The sequence below is a fragment of the Aneurinibacillus thermoaerophilus genome (assembly GCF_019603355.1).
GTDB classification, from domain to species: domain Bacteria; phylum Bacillota; class Bacilli; order Aneurinibacillales; family Aneurinibacillaceae; genus Aneurinibacillus; species Aneurinibacillus thermoaerophilus.
Window position 1 is genome coordinate 3,275,456 of the sequence record NZ_CP080764.1, and the last position, 26,940, is coordinate 3,302,395.

The following is a 26,940-nucleotide window of genomic DNA, read 5'->3' on the forward strand; positions in this document are numbered from 1 at the left end:
TAAAACACCAAAAAAGTCGTAGCAAATTGACCATCCATTCGCTACGACTGTGTATTCTGTCTTCTGATTGCTAACTATGTAGAAAGCCGCTTCCTCCTTTTAAGAGAAAACGGCTCTTATAACCTTTCGTATTTCATTTCTTTGTAATTAACCAGCCAGCCAGCACTTCGGCGTCCGCTTCGCTGACAAGACCGCCTGGCATGCCGTTTCGTCCTTTTACAATGACATTCTTAATTTCATCGGCGCTCTTATACTTGCTGCCGACTTTTGTCAGATTCGGTCCGACGCCCCCCTCCATGTTTTGACCATGACAGGACGTGCAATTTGCCTGAAAGATTTTTTGCGCGTTCCCCGCAGCGCCTTCAGCCGCTCCCCCTCCGGCTTGACCGCCTTGCTTGGCCGGCGGTTGTTCCGCTTTATTCTTACTCGTTGCACAGCCCGTGAACAGAGCCAGCACAAACAGAATACTGCTAAATGACATAAGCCATTTTCTCATAAAAATACCCTCCTCTAATCAAGTCACACATTTAGTATGAGCAGAGGAGGATGTTTTCATAACATGCTATTTAGAAATTCCGAGGGAACGTAGAAGCATCCGCGAATTTCATTTCAACATTTCTTTCGCTTTTGTCGCGATATTCTCCGCAGTAAGACCATACTTCTGCAACAGCTCGTCCGGCTTGCCAGATTCACCAAATGTATCCTGCACGCCGACGCGGCGCAGTTTTGCGGGATGCTTCTCGCATAGCACTTCGGCGACAGCCGCGCCAAGCCCGCCGTAAATGTTGGCTTCTTCCGCGGTCACGATTCCTTTTGTTTCCTGGGCGGCTTTCACAATTATCTCTTCGTCAATCGGTTTGATCGTGGCCATGTTAATGACGCGCGCCTGAATTCCTTCTTGCGCCAGCAATTCTGCCGCTTCCAGTGCGATATGCACCATCACGCCCGTCGCGATAATCGCTACATCGTTTCCTTCACGAATCTGTACACCTTTGCCAATTTCAAACTCATAGCTGTCATCGAACAACACTGGCACGCTCGGACGTCCCATGCGAATGTACATCGGGCCGTGCGTATTTGCGGCCGCGCGAATCGCTTTTTTCGTTTCGGTTGCGTCCGCCGGAATGATCACTGTCATATTCGGGATCGCACGCATTAAAGCGATGTCCTCCACCGCCTGATGAGAAGCACCATCTTCTCCAAGTGTCAAGCCCTGGTGGGTGACAGCAATTTTTACGTTCAGGTTTGGATAGCACACGGAATTACGAATCATATCGGCTACACGCAACGAACCGAACAGCGCAAACGTGCTCGCGAACGGAATTTTACCGCAGGTAGCAAGGCCAGCCGCCATCCCGATCATATTCGCTTCCGCAATCCCCACGTCAAAGAAACGCTCCGGAAATACTTTAGCAAATTCCGCCGTTTTCGTCGATTTCGCAAGGTCGGCATCCAGCACAACAATGTCCGGATTTTCGTGTCCGAGTTCTACCAATACTTGACCGTATGCGTCACGGGTTGCGATTTTCTTTACCGTTGTCTTCTCCATTACTTGTCCCCTCCCTGCGCGCACAATTCAGCCAGCGCCTGCTTCAGCTGTTCTTCGTTCGGCGCAACACCGTGCCAGCCGCATGCGTTCTCCATATACGAAACGCCTTTTCCTTTTATCGTATGCGCCACAATAAAAGTCGGTTTGCCCTTTACCGTTCTCGCTTCAGCAAATGCAGCGACGATTTCTTCGATATTATGACCATCCATTTCAATCACATGCCAGTTGAATGCGCGGAACTTGTCCGCCACCGGTCCAATGTCCATAATATCCTCTACATTGCCGTCAATTTGCAAATGATTATAGTCAAGAATGGCCACCAGATTGTCCAGCTTGTAGTGGCCGGCTGCCATCGCTGCCTCCCAGATCATGCCTTCCTGAATCTCGCCATCGCCAAGCAGAGCATATACCCGATACTCGCGCTTATCAAGACGCGCCGCCAACGCCATGCCATTCGCCGTGGAAAGTCCCTGGCCGAGAGAACCGGTGCTCTGTTCGACACCCGGCAATAATTTCTTGCTTGGATGACCTTGCAAGCGAGAGTTAATGCGGCGGAATGTCGCTAGTTCCTCTTTCGGCAGATACCCTTTCTCCGCAAGCGTCGCATATAATACCGGGCTTGCGTGCCCTTTGCTCAGAATAAAGCGATCGCGATCCGGATCGTTTACCTTTTCCGGGCCTACGTTCATTTCATGAAAATACAGCACAGCCAGAATGTCTGCCGCCGACAACGAACCGCCCGGGTGACCTGAGTTTGCGGCAGCTACCATTTTAACGATTTCCTGACGAATGTGATTCGCGCGCTGCTTCAGTTCTGCAAGTTTTCCCTCTGCAATTGTACTCATTCCCTCTCCTCCATTGCCTCTCAACAGTCTATTCATTTCTTTTGGTATCGTAACATTCCGCTGTGGTGAGTAAAGAAAACCACAAGTGGATGAGCCTATCATATATCATATTGAGATCCTTCTAAAACGCGTTCAAAAACAAATTGGACGCTACGGCGACGCAAAACGTCCCGAGCGTCAACAATGCATATTGCTTCAGAGCCGCAACCTACGCGACAGGCTCTGTATAACGTATTGCAACTCTCTAACACATATGCTATCTACTTTTACGTAGTATGCCCCAGTTGCTGACGAAGATATGCGTCAATAAAAGGCGTAATGTCCCCATCCATAACGGCTTGAACGTTCCCCGTTTCGTAGTTCGTCCGATGATCTTTTACCATGCTGTACGGGTGAAACACGTAGGAACGAATTTGGCTGCCCCAGCCGATTTCTTTTTGCTCACCGCGCAGCTTTGCCGCTTCCTCTTCCTGCTCCTGAATTTTTTTCTCGTACAACTTGGAACGAAGCATCTTCATCGCCCGTTCCCGGTTTTTAATCTGCGAGCGCTCCGTCTGGCACGTCACCACGATACCGGTCGGCAGGTGGGTAATGCGCACCGCGGAGTCGGTCGTATTCACATGCTGTCCGCCGGCACCGCTGGAACGGTACGTGTCCACTTTGATTTCGTCCGGACGGATTTCGATTTCGATGTCATCGTCAATCTCTGGCATCACATCGCACGATACGAAGGACGTATGACGGCGTCCGGAAGCATCGAACGGCGAAATGCGAACGAGGCGGTGTACGCCTTTTTCAGCTTTCAGATATCCGTACGCATTATGTCCTTTAATCAGCAGGGTTACGCTCTTAACCCCGGCCTCTTCGCCCGGTAAATAGTCCAGGGTCTCGACTTTGTATCCCTGCTTCTCCGCCCAGCGGGTATACATACGCAGCAACATATCCGCCCAGTCTTGTGATTCCGTACCACCCGCACCCGGATGCAATTCAAGAATCGCGTTTCTCTTGTCATACGGCTGGCTAAGGAGCAACTGTAGCTCATACTCATTCAACCGCTTCTGCAAGGCCTCAGTTGCCTCCACGATATCCGAGATAAGCGACTCATCCTCTTCCTCAGCGTACAGCTCCATCATCACCTGAATATCTTCGTACGCTGCTTCCATCTCCTGAATCGCATTTACCGTTTCTTTCAGTGCGTTCGCTTCGCTTATAATCACCTGGGCTGCTTCATTGTCATCCCAAAAGTTCGGCGCAGCCATCTTCTCTTCCAGTGCGGCGATTTGCTTTTGTTTGCCAGGGATGTCAAAGAGACCCCCTGATTTCCGCCAATCGCTTGCCGATGGCTGTCATTTGCTGTTTCGCTTCTGTCAATGGCATACTTTATTCCTCCCGGCCACAACAGTTTTTGTACTTTTTCCCGCTGCCGCAGTAGCAAGGATCGTTGCGACCAATTTTCGGCTCTCGACGGCGCACCGGCTTTTTTGGCGCCGGTTCATCCGACGGAACAACCGCCTGACCCTTGGCTACTTCCTGGCGCTGCAGGTTGCTTCCAATGTTCGCTTTCATAATATATGTCGCCACTTCTTCCTCGATGCTGGCAATCATTTGATTGAACATTTCATAGCCTTCCATCTGATACTCACGAAGTGGATCTGTCTGCCCGTACGCACGCAAATGAATACCCTGACGGAACTGATCCATGGCATCGATATGATCCATCCACTTACTGTCCACCGCTCGCAATACAACGACCTTCTCGAACTCGCGGAAGTCCGCTTCATCCATCAGCGCTTCCCGTTCACTGTAAAGACGCTCAACAAGCTCACGGAACACTTCTATAATTTCTTCGCGGTCTTTGCCCCAAATATCTTTCACCGTCAGCTGACCTTCATGCAGAAACGTGCCGTTGCAGTGGTCAATGAGCGCTTCGAGATCCCACTCTTCCTGCACGACTTCGTCCGAACAATGCAGATCGACGAGGCGCTCGACATGCGACATAATCATCCCGATCACCACATCGCGCAGCGACTCGGCTTCCAGTACTTCGCGGCGTTGCTTGTAAATAACCACACGCTGCTGGTTCATCACATCGTCATATTGCAATACGAGGCGGCGCATGTCGAAGTTAGCGCCCTCCACCCGCTTCTGCGATGATTCAATCGCCCGGGATACCATTTTACTTTCGATCGGCACATCTTCTTCCATACCGAGTCGATCCATCATGTTCATAATATTCTCTGAACCAAACTTGCGCATCAATTCGTCTTCCAGCGAGATAAAGAACTGGGACGAACCGGGGTCGCCTTGACGTCCGGCGCGGCCGCGTAGCTGGTTGTCAATCCGGCGGCTCTCATGACGTTCCGTACCGATAATATGCAAACCGCCGAGTTCGGCAACGCCTTCCCCGAGCTTAATGTCAGTACCGCGACCCGCCATGTTGGTCGCAATCGTTACCATGCCACGCTGTCCGGCCTGCGCGACAATCTCGGCTTCACGCGCATGGTGCTTTGCGTTCAGCACCTGGTGCGGAATGCCTTTTTTCTTCAGCATGCTGGAAAGCAATTCAGATTTTTCGATAGAAGTCGTACCGACCAGCACCGGGCGGCCGATTTTGTGCATTTTCTCCACTTCGGCAACAACCGCTTTATATTTGCCGCGTTCTGTTTTATAGATCGCATCCGGCTTGTCCTCACGAATCACCGGCTTGTTGGTTGGAATGACCACCACTTGAAGACCGTAGATTTTCTGAAACTCTTCTTCTTCTGTTTTTGCCGTCCCCGTCATACCGCCCAACTTCTCATACATACGGAAATAGTTCTGCAGCGTGATCGTCGCGAGCGTCATGCTCTCGTTTTGCACCTGCAGGCCTTCTTTTGCTTCAATAGCCTGATGCAAACCATCGCTGTAGCGGCGTCCTTGCATCAGACGGCCCGTAAACTCGTCAACGATGATCACTTCGCCGTTGTCTACCACATAGTCAATATCGCGCTTCATCAGCGCTTTCGCTTTCAGTGCGATATTGATGTGATGGTTCAGGAGAATGTGCTCATTGTCATACAGGTTATCGATATTAAACGCGCGCTCCACTTCCGCTACCCCTGTTTCAGTAAGGGATACAGAGTTCGCTTTCAGATCAATGGTATAGTGCTCATCCTCTTTCAGGCGCGTGACGAAACGGGCCGCAACATAATAAAGCTCGGTCGATTTTTCCGCTTCGCCCGAGATAATGAGCGGCGTCCGCGCCTCATCGATGAGGATGCTGTCGACCTCGTCGACGATGCAGTAATGCAGCGGGCGCTGTACCATTTGTTCTTTGTAAAGCACCATGTTATCGCGCAGATAGTCAAAGCCGAACTCATTGTTCGTACCATATGTGATATCGGCCGCATATGCCGCCCGCTTCTCGTCCGGTGACATGCCGGCAAGGTTTACGGCGCAGCTTAAACCGAGAAAATTGTAAATCCGGCCCATCTCTTCGGCATCGCGTGTCGCCAGGTATTCGTTCACCGTAATGACATGTACGCCTTTGCCGGACAGGGCGTTCAAATACGTAGGCAGCGTCGCAACCAGCGTTTTACCTTCCCCTGTCTTCATCTCGGCAATTTTGCCTTCATGCAGCACCATGCCGCCAATCAATTGCACATCATAGTGGCGCATGCCAAGCACGCGGCGGCTTGCCTCACGGCATACCGCAAAAGCTTCATACAAAATATCATCCAGCGTCTCGCCTTTGGCAAGCCGCTCTTTGAACTCATCCGTTTTATTGCGAAGCTGTTCATCGCTTAATGCCTGTATTTGTGGCTCCAACGCATTGATTTTTTCGACGCGTCTCTGGTACTTCTTGATATCACGTTCGTTGGAATCGCCAATTATCTTCTTAAGTATACCTAGCATCGGGTATCTATCCCCTTCCAAATCATCGCTTCATTGCTAGTCTGAGCAGACGGACTGCTCTAAATTTTAATTTTAACAGTAGTATATGGGGATTGACAAGGAAAGAAAATGGATATTTACTATTTAGACCGTGCCCTATCGAACAACTTTATCCGTTTTTTCTTTCTAACCATACTCCGTATGAAGAGATTAAGAATTGGGTGCAACCTGATTTCGTTGTAATATGTGACAAAAAGAAAATCGTTGATGTTTACAATGCATCTGATGTCTATCTGTTAGAGGAGACGAGTTTTAAGCGTGGTGGGGTATACGTCAAGGGTGACACATTGCCAGTAAGTATTGAAGATTTTAGAATTGATTTGAATACCGTGTTTAGAGAATAAGAAGGGGCCGGGTCAAAAATCATGAGCCAGCCCCTTTGGTATGAAACGTTCCGCCCGGAGGCAGCCTTTGTTTCTTCCCTGTATTTCAAAGGTTATATATTCTCCGGTTCAATCAAACCGTAACGGCCATCTTTGCGGCGGTAGACAACGTTGACTTCTTCCGTCTCCGCATTGCTGAACACGAAGAAGTTATGCCCCAGCATATCCATCTGTAGTACCGCTTCCTCTGCGTCCATCGGCTTCAGATTAAAGCGTTTCGTTTTTACGATTTCGATCGTATCGTTGTCGTCTTCTTGTTCTCCTTTATTGGTAAATACAGGATCAGCATCCACAAATATTGCCCCTTGCTGGCGATATTTGCGGTTCACTTTCGTCTTGTACTTGCGGATTTGCCGCTCTAATTTTTCAACGACCAGATCGATCGCCGCATACATATCACTATTTGTATCTTCGGCTCGGAGGATAACTCCCGGCATTGGAATGGTCACTTCCACCGTATGCTCGCCACGGATGACACGCATTGTTATGTTGCACGAAAATGCAGAAGTGTCCTCAAAGTAGCGCTCGAGACGGCCAATTTTTTTCTCTGCATAGTCTCGAAGTGCAGGAGTTACTTCAATATTTTCACCACGGGTGTTGTATTGCATATGAATACTCCTCCTTTCATCTATATTTATAATATATTCCCTTTTCCCGGCCCAAAATCCTTCTGAATCCGACATTTTCTTCCCAGGTTTTGTGAAATTTTTATGACAAACCGGAAACTTCCAGAAGAATTGTTCTTTAGAAGATAAACATATATACACACAGATAGACCCCTGAAGCAAGCACTACAGCCTGTTGTTTCAGGGGTAACGTATCGCTAGCTAAATTCAGAAGAAGGCGGCCAAAGTGCATCCAAAGCAAGAACGTCAATATACTCAAGATGATAATCGTTAATAACCACTCTTGCTGGATGTGATTCAATCCTTTTCTGCATTTTTTATATAATTAATGCCTTCTGGCAAAAGAAATACTTTGAATAAACCGTCCTTCCTCTCCGCACAGCTGATAAATCCACGTTTCGCCAGATATCTGTACGCGAGACGTTCCGTCCTCGTGCTGATTTCGACTGTTTCCGAATTTCCCCCGCTTTGAATGTGTCTTGAATAAATTTCTTTTAATAGCCCAAACCGATACTCTTGCGTCTTGCCTGCTTTCATACCGTTCCCCGCCTTTGTCTCCGTTCTTTTTACCTCTCTATAGTTTCTAACATTTACATATTTAATATCGGTAAAACAAAGAGGGGGTTGCAATATGTTTATTGGTTATTTTCTGTTTATCTCCATCTGAATAGTTCTAATGCCAGCTTCGAACAGTTTGACTCACGCCTTTTAAAAGATATGTAGCTTTCCAACCTAAAATAGTTAAGCCCTCTGGAATCAATTCCAGAGGGCGGAACGTTGCATATTTCAATCTACCTTATTCCTGTCAATCGGAAAGGAGATGCATATTACAACTTAACAACATTTGCCGCTTGAGGTCCACGAGCGCCTTCAACGATTTCGAATTCAACGCTTTGACCTTCTTCCAGCGTTTTAAAACCTTCGGCCTGGATTGCAGAGAAGTGTACAAATACGTCGTCTCCGTTCTCTCTTTCGATGAAACCGTAGCCTTTTTCAGCATTAAACCATTTTACTTTACCTTGCATGAAATACATCCCTTTCCGTCAATAAAATACTGGGAACGTGTAATCGTTTACCCATACCTCGACTATACCATTTTTATCATGTCCAGGTCAAATTAAATTGCTCGACGAAACAAGCATTTATTCGACAATTTCGACAAGATATGGTTACTCTGTAGCAAACCGCTTTTCCAAATATGTCACAAACCGGGAAATCAATAGCGTCAGCACAAGATAAATAGCCGCCATGGTCAAATAAGATTCCCAGCGCGCGAATGTTGACTTCGCGGTCGCATTTCCCGCGTACGTCAGTTCAGGTGCCGCAATAACCGCAAGCAACGAAGAGTCTTTCAAAAGCGCGATAAATTCGTTGCCAAGCGGCGGAATCATGCGTTTGAACGCCTGCGGCAAAATCACATAACGCATCGCTTGTCCGTGGTTCATGCCCAGAGAACGGGCCGCTTCCATCTGTCCACGATCAATCGACCGAATACCGGCGCGGAAGATTTCGGCTATATACGCTCCGGCGTTTAGCGAAAGCACCACAAAACCGGAAAATACGACCGACGGCGGTTCTTCAGAGAACAGGCCCCAGATTTCCGGAATTGCCGCGTAATGAATCAGCAGAATCTGCACAAATAACGGCGTACCACGAAATACGGTAATGTAAGCCACAGACGGCCAGCGCAGTATCGGATTCTTCGACAGGCGACCAAGACCGAAAAGCAGACCAAGAATGGTTCCCATAAATACGCCGACAGACGTAAACAAAATCGTATATCCCACACCGCGAATAAACATTTCGCGGTACTCGTAAATAACACCCCAATCCACAACACTCACAGCCTTTCCTCAACAGCATTCTCAATAAACAGGCGAAAAGTGCGCGTGGATTTTTTCCACAGCGCACCTTATCTTTTTGTATAACGTATTCATTATACCGGATAAAAATGCGTCTGCAAAGATATTTCTTTGATTTAGTCAGTCAATTTTTGACTTCTCTAGAAATACTTTTTATACGTTTTATCATACGTTCCGTAGCGAAACGAGTCAGATTATGCATGCTCGTCTTGCTATGATCTAGGCTGTTAGCTCAATAAGTGGACACAAATTTTTAGAACGGCGGACAGGAATCTTCTTTTCGCAAAAAGCCCCGAAAAGCAACATGCTTTTCGGGGAAAATAAGGAATATGATTCATAAAGAGCTTTAACCTTTGAGGAGTTGTAATACACCTTGCGGTAACTGGTTGGCCTGGGCCAGCATTGCTGTCGCGGACTGGTTGATGATGTTGAAGCGGGTAAATTCGGTCATTTCTTTCGCCATATCTGCATCGCGAATACGAGATTCAGCACCTGTCAGATTTTCTGTATAATTGGACAAGTTATTGACTACGTGTTCCAGACGGTTTTGAATAGCACCGAAATAGGAACGGATGCGGGAAACTTGATCAATGGCAGCCTTGAAGGTCTCGATCGCACCCTCAGGATCACTAATTACATCTACATTGTCAATTTTGAGAGAAGCCTTATCCGCTTTGCATCCTGCAGCAAATGGAGGGTCGGCTTCCGGTTGTGTTGTTAATTCCAGAGTCAACGAGTCCTCCTTTTTAGGGCCGTACTGAATTTTCACATCTTGTAACGAAGTACTATCGCTGTCTCCGATAAGTTGAATTCCATTAAATTCCGTTGTTTTAGCAATCTGATCAATTTGTGCTGTTAATTGATTGATCTCATCCTCAATGGCTTTTTTGTCCTTGTCACTATACGTGCCGTTTGCTGCTTGTACGGCCAATTCACGCATACGCTGCAACATCTCGTGTATTTCCTGCAATGCGCCTTCCGCCGTCTGAATCAAAGAAACTCCATCCATTGTATTGCGCTGTCCTTGCTCCAAACCGCGAATTTGACCGCGCATTTTTTCTGAAATGGCAAGTCCTGCCGCATCATCAGACGCACGGTTAATGCGATAGCCGGAAGACAGTCTCTCCAAAATCTTGCTCGTTCCTATTTGATTTTGCGCTAAATTACGGTAGGCGTTTAACGCGGGAAGATTATGATTAATACGCATATCGTATCCACTCCTTAAAAAACGATCTCATATTTTTAAAAGTCAAACTGCTTCTTTTCCGCATGATTCCATGTTTCCTGTTCAATTTCCCGACGCTCATATGGATTCAGCCTGGGCTTGCCGGCAAGGTGAGCCATAACCTGTGTTTTTCCCTTTTCCTTCTCCATCGCGATCGTCCAGGCATCATCCAATTGACAGATGATCTCTTTCGCTTCCTGCAAAAGCTTGATATCTTTGCGGAGATTCCCTTGTATAATCAGTTCAAATACATACTGATACAGCATTTCGAGCCGATCGGCTAAAACGCCGGCTTCGTACTTGATTCCGAAACCAAGACGGGTAACAATATCGTTGCAAAGCTGCAAAGCTGCGTTCGCCTGCGCGTATTTCTTCTCCGAAATACAAGCGATCGCTTCTTCTAATTTTTGCAGCAGTCGCTTATACAACAGGGATGTAATTAATTCGGGATGACCGTGCAAATCACTTATCTCCACATTTTCCAACGTGACCATACGCTCCATCGCGATTCCTCTCAACACAAATCATAATTGATGTTTTTATACTTCTATCATGGCAAAATGTCTACATTATAGATATCGGATATTTTTCTAGAGTTTTAAGGAAGAATCTTCAAGCCAAATCTCGTCATCCTCTTCCTCCCAATAAGGCGTACGTTCGATAGCAGGTATAAGCGGAACAGAAACCGCAGAACCGATATTCGCCCTTCGAACAAGCAACAAGATTTCCGCCACTACCTGATACAGCTGTGGTGGCACATTGCTGCCCAGGTCGAGATCCAGCAAGTTCTCCAACAACATCGCATCTTCCTGAAGCGGAATGTCATGTTCCTTCGCTTTCGCGATGATTTTTTCCGCGATTTGCCCGCGCCCATGAGCGACCACCGTAGGCGCCCGATCCTTATCCTTGTCATAGCGAATGACAGCCGCCCGGCTCGTTTTCTCTTTTCCTTTTGCCGCTTGCTGAAAATGCTTGTAAATCATACTGAAATATCGACCCCTTCTCCGGAAGTATGGGCGAACGCATGCTGCCTTCCGGTTGCGGTATCTATAGCTGGTGCTTTTCTCTGTTCGCTCTCCCGCTCCTGATGCGCCAGCGGGGAAAAGGTTACGCTCTGCACCCGGTAGCCCATCCGTTGCAATTCCTCTTTCATCCGCGGAATGTACGGCGCAAACGCCTGCTCCACAAACGGATGATCGTTCTGAACACGTATCGCCATTTCTCTTTCGACTACCGTAACAGCCACTCCCGTTTCCCCAAACTTCGGCGTATCAAGAAAGAAGAACAGGCTACAATTCTCCCAATCCATCTGTTCGCCATTTTGCCGGGCACGAACTTGCATATGAACCGAATGCATCCCCTCTTCCCAAGGTAGCGGGAGCTGTACTTGAAACGATTGGGTGACCGTCCCTGCCTCTTGTTTGGACAACAGTTGCTGCCCTGTTACATGAGATAAGGCCTGCTCCAACATCTCCCTCGCTTTGGGAGAAGCATGGCTTTCCATTCCGTTCATTAGCATCGCCTTGAGATTGTGCGGCGGTTTTTCTCCTCGCGCATCGCTGCTATTATATCCGGCTGAGCGCATGTCTCCTTCTCGACGCATCATCCATTCCACTGCCTCTCGTTCATGGCTGAACCCCATCCCGCGCATCGCTTCCTGCACTCCGCGGCCGGTCAGCGATTCTTCCCGCCATTGTTGAGCGTAAAGCTGAAGCGGATTCTGCATTCCGCCTTCTCCTGTCATCTTGGAGAAAAAGCGTTCGACTTTCGTATAGGAAGGTTGCCAGTTGAGCTTTTCTAAATCGGTTCGCAATCGTTGAAACAGCCGGAGCGCCTCATCCTGTTCGCCTTTGGCCAGCAACCCTTTGACCCGCTGTAGTTCGCCGCTCATGCGCAATAGCTCGTACTCAAAGTCCATATCAGCAAACAGGGCGAATTCTCCCTTATTCACCAGCCGATTCACCATTTCAATCGTTGGCTCGACAATCCGCTGAATATAGGAAGCGGCCTGTGGAATGTTCTGGCGTAAAAACTGGCTCATGCGCTCAACATTGTTGATAATTTCTTTTTTTGTTTGCCTGAACTTTTCTCCTACTTGATGCAAATAATCGGGAATATAGCGTGTGAGGCGTTCAAAGGTAGCCGTCTGGACAGCGGTCAGCGCCGCCATCCGCTCTCCCGAGGCAGCGAACAAGCGCTCAAGTTCATCCATACCGGCCAGCAGCCGCTCACCGTTTTGAGCCGGCTGACGCGCCGCTTCTTCTAACTGTTGAAGTATGTGTGCTGCCTGATTCGCTTCTTTTTGCGGCACTCCTTCACGCTTTATCGCATCGCGCAACGCCACAGCAAGATCTCGCATCACGATGTCCGGCTGACGCGAAGAGGTCGAACCTTCCATTTGAATGTTCCCCAGCGCCACAAGCAGTTCCTGCCGCGCCAGACTGACCAGATTGCCCAATCTTATGAATGTCTCGCTGAGCGGACGCAAAACGTTTGCCCCAGAATGATCGACTCCTTCGCCGTCAGGAAACGACATGTTCGGCGAACCGCTTTCTGTACGAGCGCCCCCCGTTCCGACTACCGGCAGTTTCAACATTTTCACCAGCATATCTATGCTCCGCTCTACCATTATCTTCGCTTCCGCATGCCTGCCTACAGCTTCATAGCTAAGCGACATCCGCAGTTCTTTCATGATTTGCCGAATCGCGCTTTCGAGGTCTTTCCGTACTTCTGTGCTCAACCTGGCTTCCTGTACCGCCTGCGCCACCGCTTCCTGCAATTCACGAAGCTGGCTGCGGGTTGCCCTGCCGGACATACGGATAGCAAGCGCCTGTTCCGCCAGTTTTTGCAAGGCCTGTTCCAGCAAAGCAGACATTCCCGCACGCGAATGATCGGGGACACTCCGGTGCGCGTCTTGCAGAGAATCGGAATTCGATAAAAAGCGCAGCTCTGGCAGCAAATCAGGCGCTTCTTTCGCCAGCTCACTCAGAATTTGATCCAGCGACGGTCCGTATAAAGCACGAAACACCGCTTCATAGCTTCTGGGCGTAACCGAAATTTTCTTCTGCGCCATAATCGAAAGCGTATCCAATTTTTGCTGGATGGTTCCTTCTCCTTTTTGGAGAATGTGCTGAAGTGACTGTAGCGTCTCCTTTGTAACCGGGATGCGCTCCGCAATCAGCAAACGTACTGCTTCCTTCATTTCTACTGTCGCTTTGATCCCGGCATCCTGCAATACCTGCTCGGCTGTCGTTTCGGAAGATAAAGAGACAGAGCCTTGTCCATTCACATGATTTGTCATTTGTCCCTGCTGGGGTTCCGTTGTTTTTCCGGACATTTGTGAGGTATGAATGCTCCGCGTAACATCTGAGACTTGCATGTGACGCTCCACCTTTCCGCACTATAACTTCTATTTAGTAATATCGGTCAAAATGGGCATGCTTTTATATACCAGCTGGAAGGAAACTGTCCCAAAACATTGCTGGAAATACGTATATTGCGTATATCGTAACGCAAAAGGGTGCCCCATCACTTTTAGGACACCCTCCATAAACAAAAGCAACGCAAGGTCGTCTAATGGGAGACTATTCTTTTCGGTCGAAAAAAATACTGGGCAAATATGCTTCCTCTTTATTATACCCTTTCTGAATGATCACTTGCCTTCTTTCCATTACCGCGCCCTGGCGCAACTTATCGCGCAACGGAACAAGCAGAGGAGTGATGTGCTGGCGCACTTCTATCACTTCCTGGAGCAGACGTCTCAACTCTTGTTCTTCGGAAGGATCTCGTGCTTCGTTTTGCGCATCCAGTTGATTAATGGATTCAATAATTTGATTGCATCTTTCCACATGATCCAGGAACGCTTCCACATCCTCCGCGCGGACGGCGCGCAATTGCTCAAGCGTTTCTGTTCGCATCTCCGTAAGCAGTCGCTTTTTCTGTGAATAAAAGTTTCCAGACATCGCGGCCCCTATTTCATTAGCTTGAGCGCCTGCTGCCACGTGTTTCGAAAATCTTCGGCATATCCCAGCACTTCTTCCATGATCGCCTGTTCTTTGGTGGTATTAGCTTTGATTAAACGCTCCAGCATATATTCATACATGGCGGCCATATCTTTTGCGACCGGGTATTCCATATTTAACGTGCACAACAGTTCCCTGAGAATGTCCTGGCTTTTGATAAGGTTCGTATTGACCGCCTGAATTTCTCCTTGTTCCGCACTTGCGATTGCCATTTTAATGAATTTGACAAGACCATTATATAATTGGAGCGTTACTTCACCCGGTGTAGCCGTAAGTACACTATTTTGTTTATATTGCTGCGCTGCAAGATTTGTCATCGTCCATTACTTCCTCCTGCGAATTGTTGCATAAGCCAGGCACTTTGGGCGTTGTACTTGCTCATCGCCTTTTCCATGGCCGTAAACTGGCGGTAATACCTATTTTCCTTTTGAATCAAGCGCCTTTCCATATCGTAAATGCGCGCATCCAGATTTTGTAACATTTTTCCAATAATACTTTGATCATCTGCCTGGTTTCCGGTCACTCCCGCTTTCTCCGTCAGCTCCTTAAAAGCAGCTCCAAAGCTGTCATTCAACCGGTGAATCAAGCCGCGCTTTGCCTGTTTCGTCGGATCGTTCTCCACATCTTCTTCGGTAATATCGCTCCCCTGAATAAACAGATTTTTCACCGCTTCCGGGTCCTCTTCCAACGCTTCACGCAGCTTATCTTCATTCACCGTCAGCTTTCCTTTGTCTTTATAGCTTTCGGATGTAATGCCGATCGCGGCCAGCGAATTGTATTTGCTGCCGTTGTCTACGATGGAAGTCATATTCAGGCGCATGCTGTTTACCAGACCGGAAAGAATGCCATCACGGCGCAAAAGACCGCTCTTCGCCTTTTCTTCCCATTGCTCAATCTGCTTTTCGGTTAACGCTTTTCGCTCTTCATCCGTCAGCGGCTGATAATTTTTGTAGACCGGTTCATCCAGCGTCTTTTTCAGCTTTTCCAGCATCTCATTATATTTGTTAATAAAGTCTTTAATATTTTTGATTTCCGCCTCGATGTCCCGCTTTACGTTCACCGTAACTTCAATCGGCGTGGCAGGCGTCGCCTGGCCTTTAATCGTATAGATTAAGCCAAACGCTTTAAAGGTGTTGGAGGTAAACTCTGTTTCCGGATACCCGTCCAATATGACTTTCGCATTTTGTCCGGTATACGTTTTCGTATCATCGACCGCTGCATCGCTGGCCGCCAATCCCAAAACATAAAGAGGGTTTTTCGTATCAGATGTAACACTTAATTCAATTTTTGTTGAAGCGCCCGTTTCTTTTGTTTTCAAAACAAATTGTTTCAGGTTATCATCATACGCAGCCTGCAAGCCAAGACTCGTTTTCCCATCGCCTGCGTCCACAGCCGCATTCAATGCAGCCACAGCGTCTTTCACGGTTTGACCAGCTTTTAATGAAATGGTCGCCTGGCGCACCTCTCCCTTCGCATTCGTTACTTTCACGACAAATTCGCTGTCTTCACTTAGCGTCCTGCTCGTGTCAGTCGTAGCGTTCACAGAAGCGGCTGCCGCCGTTTGCGTGACTTTCAATGTATGAAGCCCTTCTATCGCATCGCCATTCGCAACCGCTGACACTTTCGCTTCGTCGGATGAGGCTGTCGTAAACGTGTTGTATGTCGATGACATCTTCATATCGAATAATGTCTTGGAGCGGAATGAGAAAATCTCAGTATTCCACTTGCGATAAGCTTCGCTTTGCCAGTTGAGCTTCTCCCGGTTTTGCTTGAGCTTATTGAACGGGATACGCTCCGCATCCATCAGCTTTTTGATCAGTGTGTCCGTATCCATACCGGAGGCAAGGCCGGATATGCGATTTACATTCATTCCGTACATTTCCATCTCTCCATTCTAAATTTTTTGATCCAAGAAGAAACCGATCATTTCCTTGAGCCGCGCCCGCAGTTCAAGCACATCTTGCGGCGGTACTTCTTTAATCACTTCATGCGTAATTTTGTTCTCAATAACGGCGTACCATTGTCCACTTTTTTCATGAAATTTTAAGGCGAGACCCGTATTCAGGCTTTCAAACAGCTTATCGGCATCCTGTTTGAGCCTTTCCCGTTCTTTTTCATCACGATACTTTTGATTGTCAAACCGCTCGGTTTGCACTTGTTCTTCCCGCGCTGCCATTATCCGTGTTTCATCCATCGGCTGAGCCGATTTTTCCAGCGCAGGGCTCCGTGATGAAACAGTATGATGCATCGGAAGCGATACGTCCGTCATATTCGTTCCCTCCACATTTTGTCGTTCTCTTATTTAGATATATCGGACGGGATGGTGGGATTTTTTAGCATGAGGACATGGAAATTTACGTAAGATTGCTTTGTCAAAGAAGCATAGCAAACACAAACAATCGAGTAGGAGGGGGTGATTAGCCCCCGACCTCTCACACCACCGTACGTACCGTTCGGTATACAGCGGTTCATTATGTACGCCGCAAGGCGTGATATCGTTCTTTTAGACTCTTGAGTCGATACGATTCGAAGAATCGTTCATCAAGAGTCCGATGTAAAACAGGACTTTTGGCGATACGCCAGTATTGCCTAGCTTTTCGTACAGCGTCATGTCCGCGCCGTGAGGGGCGGAATCCATAACTATGTTCGGAAAAACAAGGGTCAAACACAGGGGTAAGTATCTGTGCAATTGCCTGTTGGATGAAACGGTCAAGCACGGTAGGGATACCTAACTGTCGGACTCCTCCGTTCGGCTTCGGGATTTCAACGCGACGGACAGGACTGGATTCATAAGTTCCCACCTCACTCAATGGAACGACGAATGTCATGCCAGTGATCCATGATATATCTACGTAGGGATTTTACAGACATACCATCCACACCATGGCTTCCTTTATTTCGTTCTACCTGTTTCAAAGCAAGTGAGAGATTGTCCCGTGCTAACAATTGTTCCATCATTGAACGTACACTCCTTGCGTGAGCGAAAGGTTCCATTTGTGCCGAAGGCACACTCTGCCCTTCCGAAGTCCCCCGTGGAATTCACCACATCCTCCTTCGGATAAGTCCATACGGATTGTCTGCCTTCATCGCGTGTCTTCGAACGCCTGGTCTTTCGTTCTCCATAATGTTCGGCCCTTCCATGTCATGTCATCACATGGCATGTACTATGACCTCTGCTGACTTCTGTCTGTTCAGCTCATTCTCGCGAATGAGGTTACCGAGGATACTCGGCCTATCAGACAGACCTCCTCGGGTAAGAGCGCCATCTTCCCCTCCATCTACCTGCCTCATTTACCTTCGCTCGCCTTCGGCAGTATGGACTTCGCCTTGTTATGCAGGCTCATCCAACGAACGCTGGCCTTATATGAGATTCATGTTCCTCAGGCCGAAGGTTTGCCGCCGGCTTCCTTCAGATTCGAATTACCTTAAAAGAAAACCTTGAAAGGTAAAAATCCAATCAAGGTAAATACATTTAACGACTATCTAACTTATCCAGAAATTTTTCTAATAAATCAACATATTCGATATAATCTTCTTGACTAAAAAAGTCATTGATATCTAGTCTTGTTTTAATATCAAAAAGTAATTCTTTTATAGATTTTTTATATTTTTTTAATTTTATTACATCAACTGAAGAAAGCAATTCTAACAATTGTCCATCATAGACATCTCCAATAAGAGGGTTTTGTTTTAGATACTCAAGAGCCCTCTCTATTGCTAATTCAATAAAAATCTCTTGTCTAAGCATTCTACAGATATCCGTAATATCAATTTCTGTAACTGTTTTCTCTATCAGGGTATTATACCATATATCTAATGCATACTTAGCTTTTAGTTCTCCCTGTGAAATGTTGTAAATATCTTTGATAGTTTTCACTAATTTATCCCCCCAAATGGTTCAAATAAATTCTCTATTTTCTTTATATTCTTATTTGCTTTATCCAAACCCTCCTGTAGTACTTTTCTTGTAGCATCATTTAAATTTGGATTTTTAAGTGACCCTTCTAAGCCTTTTCTTATCCTAATTAAACCCTTATAGGAGTCCTTCATTTCCTGTAATTGATTCCAATACCCACCACCTGGTTTAGGGACTGGATTATCTTGTAAGTCTCTTAATGAACCAGAAAAATCCTTATCAGTTAAATGTTTGTTAATAATATTATCTAAAGTGTCTAGGTTTCTTTTATGGGCTCTTGTTAGATTTACATTACTCATCCCCTTAGTTGCATTCCCAGTGGATTGTTTTGGCTTCGGCGGTTGTAATGGCTGTTTCGCTTTATCCAATCTTTTTGTAATTTTAACCGTTTTATTGATGTTTTTGACAACCTTAAGTCTTCCTAAAAACAAATTTTCTAATGCTCCGCCTGCGGCTTTCACATCATCCATCGTCCATTTATTGTCTGTTAATGCGTCAAAATTCTCTTTTGATATTCTTTTTCCGCCCTGTTGAGTGATTTTTGAAAACTTTTTGAGTTCACAACACTTTTTCCGAGCCTATACATATCATATATATTTTTTAACGATCCAAACACTTCGTCTTCACTCTTTCTTTTTTTGAATCGGACGTAAAGGAAATGAGTTACATATAATGCATGCATCGCCCAATATATACATATATTAACAATTTAAAATATTTTCCACCTAATTCATAGACCTATTTTTACAAATTATAGGATTATGCATAATTGATTATATTTACCCTTTACCATTCAACGATTATAAGTTTTGCAACACCATCGTAGACAGTAAAAAACTAGCTGAGCCACATAATAGCTCTTTAGCCCCCTAGAGAAGTTGGACACTAAGGGTGTATTTTGATTACACTTATAGTGACAGAGGGGGAAGACATCAATGACAAGAAGAAAGTATTCGATTGATTTCAAAAAACAAGTGGTGAAAGAAGCGAAAGAGACCGGTAATTTAGCAGCCGTTGCCCGCCGTTATGAGTTATCTGCTAACATGGTGGGGCGCTGGAAGCGAGAGTTCGAGAGCGGAAAACATGGAGAAATTGATTTCTCTATGGTTCCGGTCCTTGATGCCGAAGAAGTTGTGAAAGAAAACGAACAACTTAAACGGTTACTTGGCGAACAAGCATTAGAACTTGCGATTTTACGTGATTTGATAAAAAGAAAAACCCTCACTTGCTGAAAAACTTGAAGTAGCGGAACGCTATATTCAGCAGGGCTATCCAAAACGGCTAGTCTTGCGTTTTGCCCGGATTCCACGCTCCACGTATTACTACCATCGAAAACGAAAAGGGCAGAATGTGGAACCAGTGAAAAGTGAGGGACGAGCCATACCGGGCTATTCCCTAAAGCAGGACGGCACAAAAGTGTCCGATGAACAGATCAAAGAGAGGCAAAGGATGCGAGTCGTACGATACAACAGGCATTATTTAAACGGCAATTATTTGGAACAGATACGCTTCCCGTTAATGGCCCGCAGTTTACGTCTCATCATTTTACACAAGCATGTGAAACGTTTGGAATTGTTCATGAGCGTATTCCGCCACGAACACCGAATATGAATGCGCACATCGAAGCGTTTCATCGCATCCTGGAAGATGAATGTCTGGCACGTTATGAGTTTATGTCCTATGCAGAGGCGTATCAAGTTGTAACAGATATCCGCTTTTATAACGAGAGACGAATCCATTCGAGCATTTGCGATTTAGCTCCACAAGAGTTTTATGCGCTCCAAACAGAACGTAAGTTCGTAATTAGAGGAGTGCGAGTATAAGCGAGGAATTTTACGAAAAAGGATGAATAAGGTTGTTTGTGTCCAAGTAATGGGGGTTAATCCGATCTATCAACAATAGAAACGGTATGCAAAGTGTTAGACATCGACATCCAGGAGTTAATCGAGGTGGAGTAGCCTCTCGCTATAGTAATCGGAATAAGGGGCGGAAAAGTTGCGAAAAAAAATTTCAAAAGGCAAGGAGAAAGCGAAGGTAAGCTTTTGGGAGATAAAAACGGTAGTAACTGATGATTTTTCAGCTGTTTATTGTTGATGAAAATTATAAAATTGGACATCTTTTTCAAACTCATCCTGTGCGCACAAGGCAATTCTAAAAATTATCATGCAGGAGTTTCAAGGGTTATTTGTATATGTTGTACTACAAAGGGAGTTATTCGGCACTACACACCCTATAAAAAAGACCTTGAAAGAGTCATAATACTCTTTCAAGGTCTTTAAATTTATGCATTGTGTAACACATTTTTTGCAGCTTCGCTATTTGGCATTATCTTTAATATTTCTTGAGCAATTGCTTTAGCTTCTTCTTTACTAATTAACTTTTCTGGAATGTCATGGAATAACAACAAATGTTCTTTCAAGCTAACATCTTCAGGGCTTAATTCAACTGCTCTTTTAGCATGGTATAATGCACTTGCGTAAGCGTCTGGTAAATGGCACAATGCAGTACTTAATAACTCTGAAGCTAAGTAATGATAATATGCAGTCTCATTATTATTTATCAAATAACAGACAAATGAATAAGCACTTATACTCTCTTCATCAAATCCTAATTCAAGAACAACTTGCTCTAAAGTATTTCTATCTTCATTCTCAATATATTCTTTTGCTTTTTGAAAATCACCCGATGTTATTAATTGCTTTATCTTTTCCTTCATAGTTATTTCACCCACGCATCAGATATTCTTATTGTTCCATCAGGTAGTTTTTTGTATGTCACCTGTACCAATTGTCCATTAACCATTTTAACTCTAGAAGAAACAGATTTATAAGGTATATCTGCACCATTATGCATTACATCGATGATAATTTCTTTTATTTTCCCCCAATTCTTATCAGGCACAAGTTTTTCCCATTGATGATTAGATTTTTTACTTCCATTTATAATATGCTTTATCTGATTACTGTTAAGTTTCCCTATTGCATCATGTACTTTAGAAGAAGGCAATAGCTTAACTTTACCCGTACCCTTAGTTGCATTCCCAGTGGATTGTTTTGGCTTCGGCGGTTGTAATGGCTGTTTCGCTTTATCCAATCTTTTTGTAATTTTAACCGTTTTATTGATGTTTTTGACAATCTTAAGCCTTCCCAAAAACAAATTTTCTAATGCTCCGCCTGCGGCTTTCACATCATCCATCGTCCATTTATTGTCTGTTAATGCGTCAAAATTCTCTTTTCCAACTAATTCCCTGGTTAAGGGTTTATAATTTGAAAGCGTAACAAGCTCTTTGGCTCCGTGAGAAAAAGCAGGTTTGAACTCTCTTCCAAACTTCTTTAATCCAACTACCAGATCATCCATCATACTACACTTTGGTGGAGATGATGGGGAGACTGATTTTGGTTTTTGAATGGGTTTTGGCTTCTGCAACTTTTTAATAGCGGAATTTTGTTTCTTTATCACCTCAGCCTTCATGATCTTCTTTAATTTGTAAATCTGTTCAATGGGCAATAGGTTGGTTGCGAGTTTTCTAGCGGAAGTGCATACCTTACCTAAGGTCTGAAAGGACTGAGTGAACCCTTTCCACAATTGTTTTGTAGCTTTTTCATAAGCTTTTATTTCTTTTAATTGCCTTCTTCCAGCCTTTGTTCTTTTTAATTTTTCCTCCTGCTTTTTCCTTCTCTTTTGATATTCTTTTTCCGCTCTGTTGAGTGATTTTTGAAAACTTTTTGAGTTCACAACACTTTTTCCGAGCCTATACATATCATATATATTTTTTAACGATCCAAACACTTCGTCTTCACTCTTTCTTTTTTTGAGTCGGACGTAAAGGAAATAAGTTACATATAATGCATGCATCGCCCAATATATACATATATTAACAATTTAAAATATTTTCCATCTAATTCATAGACCTATTTTTACAAATTATTTGCCTTATGCAATAAACGAAACCCTTCACATTACCTATTGTTTATCGCCACGAGATTGTACGACCTCGTTAGTTTGTTAACTATTCCATGCCATAACTACTCCTGCCATGTAAAATGTCATCTCGCCTAATTCTCGTTACTGTCACTTAATCCAAGTATTTAAACAAAACTCCATGATGGTACAACCTTCATGAGCTCTCGATTCTCTAACAAATCATTTTCATTTTGTCTCACTCAAAAATCCTTACTTCCTTTTTGTTCACTAGCTTTATGTACCTGTTTGTTACCACCTTTAACAATACAAGCTTTGTCATTCTTGTATTTAACTATAAATCGAGTAGTTTTTGTGTGGTTTTTAATTTAAAAGTCACTGTAACCAATCTCGTAAGTCTGCTTACTATTATGGAATCTGGTCAATTCCGAGGATACCCTACTTTTTTGTTGCCTAAAAGACACTAAAAATTGGCTAAAGACCTTACACAAAATAATTTACGTCATCTGCTTCTTCTAAGTAGCGCATTACACGCTTTCTGGCGCCAGAAGAATTGAATCCAGCGTATCGGTATACCCTTGGTAATTTGTTATCATCCAAGATGACATTACGCTCTGTCCAGAAATTAAAAGAGGTACGTGTGTCAAATGCATCGGAAATACCTTCTCGAATCACTAAGCTTGGGGTAATAACAAGAACCCTTCCATCGCTAATTTCAAAAGGAGCGATGGCTATGAGTCCTGTTTTACCAACTCCGGTTGGCAATGTAATAATTTTGTGGGTGGAGAGGTTATCTATAAAAGATTGTTTTAACCTTTCATGAGCTTTTCGTTGAGGGGCGCGTAGAGATGTGTTCCCTTGTATAAATGCATTTGTCTCCTTAAAGTAATTATCCATTTACTTCCTCTCCTTCTTTTATGTCTACATTCATTTTTTCTGAATATAAAATAAGCCCCCTGGATAGGGAGCAGGGGCATATAAAGATAATTACTTATGATTTTTATTTGTAGGATACTCCATCGCCATCACGGTCGAGTTTTGAACGATAGCTAGGGTCACCTTCATAAAGTAGCGCTGCACCAGTTGTTTTTTGCTACTGTACAGTTTTTTGATGTTAGTGATTCGATTATGATTTTAGCATTTTCACTTTATTAATGATTTCTGCTTCGATTTGTTCGTTTAATTGGTCAATACGTTTGCCAATAAGAAATAAATCGATAATGGCCCAAATAATTGTAGGAATGAAGAAGATAAACCATCCAAGAACCCAAACAATAATCATCCCTATACCTAATCCGATATCTCCTGCATAAAATCGATGTCCACCAAGACTACCCAGAAATAACCATAAGATATAAGCAATACCTTTTGACTTTTTTCTCTTCTCGAATTCTGCATTTATCATTAGTTGTTGTTCTGTGTTTAATTCTTGTCTAGCAATAAGATTATCCATAGTTACCTCCATTACTTCTTATTTCGTTTGAAGTATAGCTTGTTACTTTGAGCATGTCTTTTTGTCTTTTATCATTATCCTTCTCATAATTAATCCCCCTCTTAATAAGATTTATATATTTTGAAGTTAATAACTCCCTAAAATGTAACGAATTTTGCATTGAAAGCATTGTACTTTCAGTCGTATCCTTTATCGGAATAAAATAACAGAAAAAGGACGTGCCTTTGTGAGACGACAGCTCGAAACTTACTTCAAAGAATGTCGAATCGAGCTTGGTCTAACCCAAGAAGAGGTTGCATAAAAAGACGGAATAAGTGAGAAATGGTATCGAAAAATTGAGAAAAACGAACGGAAACCTGGAGTCGCTACCATTCACACCATTTGTCGCGCATTACGTATAAGCAGCGCTGAATCGAGATCGATATACCTCCACTCAATAAAAAGCGAAAAGCGATTATTGAAAATCGCCGATATGTACTTTCGCAAAGAAGGATACATACTGGCTAAACGTGTTATGTCGGGTTTCTTTGCTATTTCAAAAAAGAAAGGTAAACAGTACATGATTTTGACTGGTTTATCGATCATGATTAAATGAGATTTTTATCATGACAATGTAAAAAAACGTATGCTTATATACCTTATTGAACAGGATAAAAGTATGAGTAAAAAGCAGCTTCTATTACTCATTAAAACGGTTTTTATGCCTAAAAAGGACAGAAATCGTTCGACAAATCGATTCTAATTTTGACTTATTTTGTAGAAATAGATACCTGGACGGGGCATTTTTGGAATATAAGGTGCCTTTTTATATAGCTACCGATTAAGGGTTTAACAAACGGTTATTTGGCAATACTGGCTCCTATCATCACAATGATAAGGAGCGGATTATGTTATGAAAAAATCACTGATTACAAACACTCACGGATTTACGAGTGAAGCGTTACGAAAGGAAGAGCGTGTGATTTTTGATGCTTTTTTTCGGCAGCGTGTGACGGCTGTTCGGCTGATTCTTGAAGGTTTTTCTACGGTAAAAGCTGCAGAAGTACTGGGCATTTGTCGCCAGTCTGTCTCTACGTATGTCAAGATGTTTAATCGAGGTGGGATAGCTGAACTTCTTCGCTTCAAAAATGGATCGAAGAACGGTTTTCTGTTACGATGTCACGTTCCGGTATCGCGGATATGCTTCATCGCTTAGGATTGCGTTGGAAGCGTACAACGTATGTATTGGCAAAAGCAAACAAAGAGAAACAGCAGGCGTTTGTACACCAGGTAGAGATGATAAAAAAACGTAATGGACGAAAATACGGTACTGCTTGCACAAGACGAGACCCATGTTCACTCGTATCAAGCCCTTCGGGCTACATGGTCTCCGAAAGGAGAACAGAAGCAGATTCCAACATACGGTCATCACGCTCAGGTGACTTTATTCGGAACCGTAGATACGCAAACCGGCGACATATTCTGTACAACGGCAGATTCCTGTAATGCCGCTTCTTTTCTGGAATTCTTGAAGAAAGTGATGAAGCGCTATGCCAACAAGAAGGTCATTATGATCATCGATAATGCCCGTATTCATCATGCCAAACTCCTTCGTCCTTTTCTAAAAGAGCATCATCAGTGAAGTGCCCCCTGTCAAGTAGACAGGAATAAAAAAGCACGTTAATCAGAGATGGCGCCCATGCCGGGCACACATAAAAAAGAGACTCCGGCAAAACCAGAGTCTCTTTTACGTTTATCACTGAAATTAACGGAGCAGTTGCAGCACTTGTTGCGGTTGTTGGTTGGCTTGAGCCAGCATTGCTTGAGCGGCTTGAGCAAGGATGCTGTTTTTCGTGTTCTCCATAACCGTTTTCGCCATGTCTGTGTCACGAATACGGGACTCAGAAGCAGTCAGGTTTTCAGAAGATGTATTCAGGTTGTTGATTGTATGTTCTAAGCGGTTTTGGAATGCACCAAGTTTGGAACGCTCAGCTGATACTTTTTCAATAGCTTTCTGAATGGTAGAGATAGCGGCTTCCGCCCCAGATTGGGTAGTCACATCAATATTTTTAACACCCAAGCTTACTGTATCCATCTTATTGATGTCAATGTTCATTGTTTGCGATTCATTCGCACCAATGTGCATGGTTAACGCATTATTCGTTGTTGTAATTGTTGTAGTGCTTCCAGCTGCTGCTAACGCAGTATCTACAGTCATACCGAATTCAAATCCGCCAGCATTGAACTTGCTTTGTGTGATCTTAAGAGAGCCACTATTAGAAAACTCCGTACCACCAGAAGAATTCTCTACTTTGAAATCACCAGCAGCGCCATATGTTGCATTTAAGTTAAATGTCATTTTTCCTTCTTGTGCACCAGCTGCTGCATTCAATGTAATTTTTGTAGTTGTTCCATCAGGTAAAGTTCCTGTCAAAGCACCACCAGCAGTTGAATCCCAAGAAGCTGCAGACGCAACCACTACACCATCGCTATTTTTCAAAGTAACATCAAATTTGTTTGCAACACCTGTAGCCTTTAACTCAAGAGTATAATCGCCTAATTCAAGACCAGTAACCTTTGAGGTATCAGCTAAATCAAAAGTAGCAGCTGTCAATCCGGTCGTATTTGTTTTAATATCTACACCCAATGTAGCCGCATTCGTCTGTGTTACAGTATAAGTGTCAGCTTTCAGATCGCTCTTAACAACTTCCGCAGTTTTAATGGCTACATTGTTATTGGACATGGTCGCATTATTGCCAACTGTTCCGTTAAGCAATTTTTTCGTGTTGAATTCCGTCGTATTGGCAATACGATCAATTTCATCTTTCAACTGCGTAATCTCTTTTTGAATTTCCTTACGGTCAACGTCAGTATTGGTGTCATTGGATGATTGTACCGCAAGTTCACGCATACGTTGCAAAATGCTGTGTGTTTCATTCAATGCGCCCTCTGCTGTTTGGATAAGAGAAATACCGTCTTGAGCGTTACGGCTTGCTTGATCCAGACCACGAATCTGGCCGCGCATTTTTTCAGAAATAGCCAGACCTGCTGCATCATCGCCCGCACGGTTGATGCGGAGACCAGAAGAAAGTTTTTCAGTAGATTTCGCCATGTTAGCATTGTTAATACCAAATTGACGGAATGCATTCATGGCATTCAGGTTGTGATTGATAATCATGTTCTATTCCTCCTTGATGATTTCGTGAACGTCCATGTTCACTTATTA

27 protein-coding genes and 5 pseudogenes are annotated in these 26,940 nt (G+C 44.4%); 6 read left to right on the plus strand and 26 right to left on the minus strand.

Annotated elements, in window-relative coordinates; translation table 11 throughout:
* Positions 1-133 precede the first annotated feature (133 nt).
* The 20 genes and pseudogenes from K3F53_RS16840 to K3F53_RS16935 form a co-directional block, all read right to left on the minus strand.
* Positions 134-496 (minus strand): c-type cytochrome, encoded by a 363-nt coding sequence (locus tag K3F53_RS16840; protein WP_057897522.1) that lies wholly within the window; start codon positions 494-496, stop codon positions 134-136.
* 108 nt (positions 497-604) lie between these two features.
* Complete coding sequence (locus tag K3F53_RS16845; protein WP_057897521.1) at positions 605-1,549, minus strand: transketolase family protein; 945 nt, start codon at positions 1,547-1,549, stop codon at positions 605-607.
* Positions 1,549-2,394 (minus strand): transketolase, encoded by an 846-nt coding sequence (locus K3F53_RS16850; protein WP_091261201.1) that lies wholly within the window; start codon positions 2,392-2,394, stop codon positions 1,549-1,551. Before K3F53_RS16850 ends, K3F53_RS16845 begins: the two co-directional genes overlap by 1 nt.
* 266 nt (positions 2,395-2,660) lie before the next feature.
* A protein-coding gene (gene prfB, locus K3F53_RS16855; RefSeq protein ID WP_204244852.1) for a peptide chain release factor 2 occupies positions 2,661-3,771 on the minus strand; the annotation gives its coding sequence in 2 pieces (ribosomal slippage) (positions 2,661-3,698 and positions 3,700-3,771; 1,110 coding nt in all).
* Between the two features lie 3 nt (positions 3,772-3,774).
* Positions 3,775-6,288: an accessory Sec system translocase SecA2 gene (gene secA2, locus K3F53_RS16860; RefSeq protein ID WP_057897519.1), complete on the minus strand. Its 2,514-nt coding sequence runs from the start codon at positions 6,286-6,288 to the stop codon at positions 3,775-3,777.
* A 475-nt stretch (positions 6,289-6,763) separates the two neighbouring features.
* A complete protein-coding gene (hpf, locus tag K3F53_RS16865) occupies positions 6,764-7,318 on the minus strand; it encodes a ribosome hibernation-promoting factor, HPF/YfiA family (protein ID WP_057897517.1) in 555 nt (184 codons plus the stop codon).
* Positions 7,319-7,633: 315 nt separating this feature from the next.
* Positions 7,634-7,873, minus strand: a complete 240-nt coding sequence (locus K3F53_RS16870) for a hypothetical protein (protein ID WP_057897516.1) — start codon at positions 7,871-7,873, stop codon at positions 7,634-7,636.
* Between the two features lie 290 nt (positions 7,874-8,163).
* Complete coding sequence (locus tag K3F53_RS16875) at positions 8,164-8,361, minus strand: cold shock domain-containing protein (protein WP_057897515.1); 198 nt, start codon at positions 8,359-8,361, stop codon at positions 8,164-8,166.
* Between the two features lie 144 nt (positions 8,362-8,505).
* Positions 8,506-9,138 (minus strand): amino acid ABC transporter permease, encoded by a 633-nt coding sequence (locus K3F53_RS16880; RefSeq protein ID WP_175493654.1) that lies wholly within the window; start codon positions 9,136-9,138, stop codon positions 8,506-8,508.
* A gap of 406 nt (positions 9,139-9,544) precedes the next feature.
* The gene (locus K3F53_RS16885; RefSeq protein ID WP_057897514.1) at positions 9,545-10,405 is read right to left on the minus strand and encodes a flagellin N-terminal helical domain-containing protein; all 861 of its coding nucleotides are present in this window, start codon (positions 10,403-10,405) and stop codon (positions 9,545-9,547) included.
* A 35-nt stretch (positions 10,406-10,440) separates the two neighbouring features.
* Positions 10,441-10,926, minus strand: coding sequence for a flagellar export chaperone FliS (locus tag K3F53_RS16890; protein WP_220559147.1), 486 nt, complete (start codon positions 10,924-10,926; stop codon positions 10,441-10,443).
* Positions 10,927-11,130: 204 nt separating this feature from the next.
* Positions 11,131-11,406 (minus strand): annotated as a pseudogene (locus K3F53_RS16895) (EscU/YscU/HrcU family type III secretion system export apparatus switch protein); the annotation flags it as partial.
* On the minus strand, positions 11,403-13,802 hold the full coding sequence (locus K3F53_RS16900; protein WP_220559148.1) for a coiled-coil domain-containing protein: 2,400 nt from the start codon (positions 13,800-13,802) through the stop codon (positions 11,403-11,405). The pseudogene K3F53_RS16895 and the gene K3F53_RS16900, both read right to left, overlap by 4 nt.
* Positions 13,803-14,007: 205 nt before the next feature.
* Positions 14,008-14,385 carry a flagellar protein FliT gene (locus K3F53_RS16905; RefSeq protein WP_057897511.1) on the minus strand — a complete coding sequence of 126 codons (378 nt, stop codon included), beginning with the start codon at positions 14,383-14,385 and terminating at the stop codon, positions 14,008-14,010.
* 8 nt (positions 14,386-14,393) lie between these two features.
* Complete coding sequence (fliS, locus tag K3F53_RS16910) at positions 14,394-14,762, minus strand: flagellar export chaperone FliS (RefSeq protein ID WP_057897510.1); 369 nt, start codon at positions 14,760-14,762, stop codon at positions 14,394-14,396.
* Complete coding sequence (gene fliD, locus K3F53_RS16915; RefSeq protein ID WP_057897509.1) at positions 14,759-16,324, minus strand: flagellar filament capping protein FliD; 1,566 nt, start codon at positions 16,322-16,324, stop codon at positions 14,759-14,761. Before fliD ends, fliS begins: the two co-directional genes overlap by 4 nt.
* 15 nt (positions 16,325-16,339) lie before the next feature.
* Positions 16,340-16,714, minus strand: a complete 375-nt coding sequence (locus tag K3F53_RS16920) for a flagellar protein FlaG (RefSeq protein ID WP_057897508.1) — start codon at positions 16,712-16,714, stop codon at positions 16,340-16,342.
* Positions 16,715-16,970: 256 nt separating this feature from the next.
* Positions 16,971-17,403 (minus strand): annotated as a pseudogene (locus K3F53_RS16925) (reverse transcriptase domain-containing protein); the annotation flags it as partial.
* Positions 17,404-17,917: 514 nt separating this feature from the next.
* The gene (locus tag K3F53_RS16930) at positions 17,918-18,322 is read right to left on the minus strand and encodes a contact-dependent growth inhibition system immunity protein (protein ID WP_057897507.1); all 405 of its coding nucleotides are present in this window, start codon (positions 18,320-18,322) and stop codon (positions 17,918-17,920) included.
* Positions 18,322-18,831, minus strand: coding sequence for a polymorphic toxin type 28 domain-containing protein (locus tag K3F53_RS16935; RefSeq protein ID WP_220559149.1), 510 nt, complete (start codon positions 18,829-18,831; stop codon positions 18,322-18,324). The genes K3F53_RS16930 and K3F53_RS16935 overlap by 1 nt, the downstream gene beginning before the upstream one ends.
* Before the next feature lie 465 nt (positions 18,832-19,296).
* Here K3F53_RS16935 and K3F53_RS16940 point away from each other — a divergent pair, with 465 nt between their 5' ends.
* From K3F53_RS16940 to K3F53_RS16950, 3 genes are all read left to right on the plus strand, one after another.
* On the plus strand, positions 19,297-19,593 hold the full coding sequence (locus tag K3F53_RS16940) for a transposase (protein ID WP_246615654.1): 297 nt from the start codon (positions 19,297-19,299) through the stop codon (positions 19,591-19,593).
* 118 nt (positions 19,594-19,711) lie between these two features.
* A complete protein-coding gene (locus K3F53_RS16945; protein ID WP_220559150.1) occupies positions 19,712-19,972 on the plus strand; it encodes a hypothetical protein in 261 nt (86 codons plus the stop codon).
* Positions 19,969-20,184, plus strand: coding sequence for an integrase core domain-containing protein (locus tag K3F53_RS16950; RefSeq protein WP_220559151.1), 216 nt, complete (start codon positions 19,969-19,971; stop codon positions 20,182-20,184). Before K3F53_RS16945 ends, K3F53_RS16950 begins: the two co-directional genes overlap by 4 nt.
* Positions 20,185-20,642: 458 nt before the next feature.
* On the opposite strand, the gene K3F53_RS16955 is transcribed toward K3F53_RS16950, so the two are convergent.
* The 5 genes and pseudogenes from K3F53_RS16955 to K3F53_RS16975 all read right to left on the minus strand — a co-directional run bounded on the left by K3F53_RS16955 (position 20,643) and on the right by K3F53_RS16975 (position 23,735).
* Positions 20,643-21,077: a hypothetical protein gene (locus K3F53_RS16955; protein WP_013876273.1), complete on the minus strand. Its 435-nt coding sequence runs from the start codon at positions 21,075-21,077 to the stop codon at positions 20,643-20,645.
* Positions 21,078-21,079: 2 nt separating this feature from the next.
* Positions 21,080-22,150 (minus strand): polymorphic toxin type 35 domain-containing protein, encoded by a 1,071-nt coding sequence (locus K3F53_RS16960; protein ID WP_220559152.1) that lies wholly within the window; start codon positions 22,148-22,150, stop codon positions 21,080-21,082.
* Positions 22,151-22,765: 615 nt separating this feature from the next.
* The gene (locus K3F53_RS16965) at positions 22,766-23,179 is read right to left on the minus strand and encodes a DEAD/DEAH box helicase family protein (RefSeq protein WP_091261606.1); all 414 of its coding nucleotides are present in this window, start codon (positions 23,177-23,179) and stop codon (positions 22,766-22,768) included.
* A gap of 103 nt (positions 23,180-23,282) precedes the next feature.
* Positions 23,283-23,391 (minus strand): annotated as a pseudogene (locus K3F53_RS19960) (excalibur calcium-binding domain-containing protein); the annotation flags it as partial.
* Between the two features lie 17 nt (positions 23,392-23,408).
* Complete coding sequence (locus K3F53_RS16975; protein ID WP_091261604.1) at positions 23,409-23,735, minus strand: TM2 domain-containing protein; 327 nt, start codon at positions 23,733-23,735, stop codon at positions 23,409-23,411.
* A gap of 892 nt (positions 23,736-24,627) precedes the next feature.
* Between K3F53_RS16975 and K3F53_RS19515 the strand changes: the two are divergent.
* From K3F53_RS19515 to K3F53_RS16985, 3 genes and pseudogenes are all read left to right on the plus strand, one after another.
* A pseudogene (locus tag K3F53_RS19515) lies at positions 24,628-24,816 on the plus strand (helix-turn-helix domain-containing protein); the annotation flags it as partial.
* A 74-nt stretch (positions 24,817-24,890) separates the two neighbouring features.
* A pseudogene (locus K3F53_RS19800) lies at positions 24,891-24,941 on the plus strand (hypothetical protein); the annotation flags it as partial.
* An 85-nt stretch (positions 24,942-25,026) separates the two neighbouring features.
* The gene (locus K3F53_RS16985; protein ID WP_246615655.1) at positions 25,027-25,356 is read left to right on the plus strand and encodes a transposase; all 330 of its coding nucleotides are present in this window, start codon (positions 25,027-25,029) and stop codon (positions 25,354-25,356) included.
* 123 nt (positions 25,357-25,479) lie between these two features.
* On the opposite strand, the gene K3F53_RS16990 is transcribed toward K3F53_RS16985, so the two are convergent.
* A complete protein-coding gene (locus K3F53_RS16990; protein ID WP_057897505.1) occupies positions 25,480-26,892 on the minus strand; it encodes a flagellin N-terminal helical domain-containing protein in 1,413 nt (470 codons plus the stop codon).
* Positions 26,893-26,940: the final 48 nt, after the last annotated feature.

Coding starts and splice junctions, on each gene's coding strand:
- fliD (WP_057897509.1), bottom strand. CDS start 16,324: ATGTACGGAATGAATGTAAATCGCATATCCGGCCTTGCCTCCGGTATG.
- K3F53_RS16905 (WP_057897511.1), bottom strand. CDS start 14,385: ATGTCTGGAAACTTTTATTCACAGAAAAAGCGACTGCTTACGGAGATG.
- K3F53_RS16975 (WP_091261604.1), bottom strand. CDS start 23,735: ATGGATAATCTTATTGCTAGACAAGAATTAAACACAGAACAACAACTA.
- K3F53_RS16885 (WP_057897514.1), bottom strand. CDS start 10,405: ATGCGTATTAATCATAATCTTCCCGCGTTAAACGCCTACCGTAATTTA.
- secA2 (WP_057897519.1), bottom strand. CDS start 6,288: ATGCTAGGTATACTTAAGAAGATAATTGGCGATTCCAACGAACGTGAT.
- K3F53_RS16920 (WP_057897508.1), bottom strand. CDS start 16,714: ATGACGGACGTATCGCTTCCGATGCATCATACTGTTTCATCACGGAGC.
- K3F53_RS16875 (WP_057897515.1), bottom strand. CDS start 8,361: ATGCAAGGTAAAGTAAAATGGTTTAATGCTGAAAAAGGCTACGGTTTC.
- K3F53_RS16955 (WP_013876273.1), bottom strand. CDS start 21,077: ATGAAGGAAAAGATAAAGCAATTAATAACATCGGGTGATTTTCAAAAA.
- K3F53_RS16950 (WP_220559151.1), top strand. CDS start 19,969: ATGAATGCGCACATCGAAGCGTTTCATCGCATCCTGGAAGATGAATGT.
- K3F53_RS16965 (WP_091261606.1), bottom strand. CDS start 23,179: ATGGATAATTACTTTAAGGAGACAAATGCATTTATACAAGGGAACACA.
- K3F53_RS16880 (WP_175493654.1), bottom strand. CDS start 9,138: ATGTTTATTCGCGGTGTGGGATATACGATTTTGTTTACGTCTGTCGGC.
- K3F53_RS16840 (WP_057897522.1), bottom strand. CDS start 496: ATGAGAAAATGGCTTATGTCATTTAGCAGTATTCTGTTTGTGCTGGCT.
- K3F53_RS16870 (WP_057897516.1), bottom strand. CDS start 7,873: ATGAAAGCAGGCAAGACGCAAGAGTATCGGTTTGGGCTATTAAAAGAA.
- K3F53_RS16890 (WP_220559147.1), bottom strand. CDS start 10,926: ATGGAGCGTATGGTCACGTTGGAAAATGTGGAGATAAGTGATTTGCAC.
- fliS (WP_057897510.1), bottom strand. CDS start 14,762: ATGACAAATCTTGCAGCGCAGCAATATAAACAAAATAGTGTACTTACG.
- K3F53_RS16940 (WP_246615654.1), top strand. CDS start 19,297: ATGACAAGAAGAAAGTATTCGATTGATTTCAAAAAACAAGTGGTGAAA.
- K3F53_RS16990 (WP_057897505.1), bottom strand. CDS start 26,892: ATGATTATCAATCACAACCTGAATGCCATGAATGCATTCCGTCAATTT.
- K3F53_RS16900 (WP_220559148.1), bottom strand. CDS start 13,802: ATGCAAGTCTCAGATGTTACGCGGAGCATTCATACCTCACAAATGTCC.
- K3F53_RS16850 (WP_091261201.1), bottom strand. CDS start 2,394: ATGAGTACAATTGCAGAGGGAAAACTTGCAGAACTGAAGCAGCGCGCG.
- K3F53_RS16935 (WP_220559149.1), bottom strand. CDS start 18,831: ATGGATGATGTGAAAGCCGCAGGCGGAGCATTAGAAAATTTGTTTTTA.
- K3F53_RS16985 (WP_246615655.1), top strand. CDS start 25,027: ATGGACGAAAATACGGTACTGCTTGCACAAGACGAGACCCATGTTCAC.
- K3F53_RS16845 (WP_057897521.1), bottom strand. CDS start 1,549: ATGGAGAAGACAACGGTAAAGAAAATCGCAACCCGTGACGCATACGGT.
- hpf (WP_057897517.1), bottom strand. CDS start 7,318: ATGCAATACAACACCCGTGGTGAAAATATTGAAGTAACTCCTGCACTT.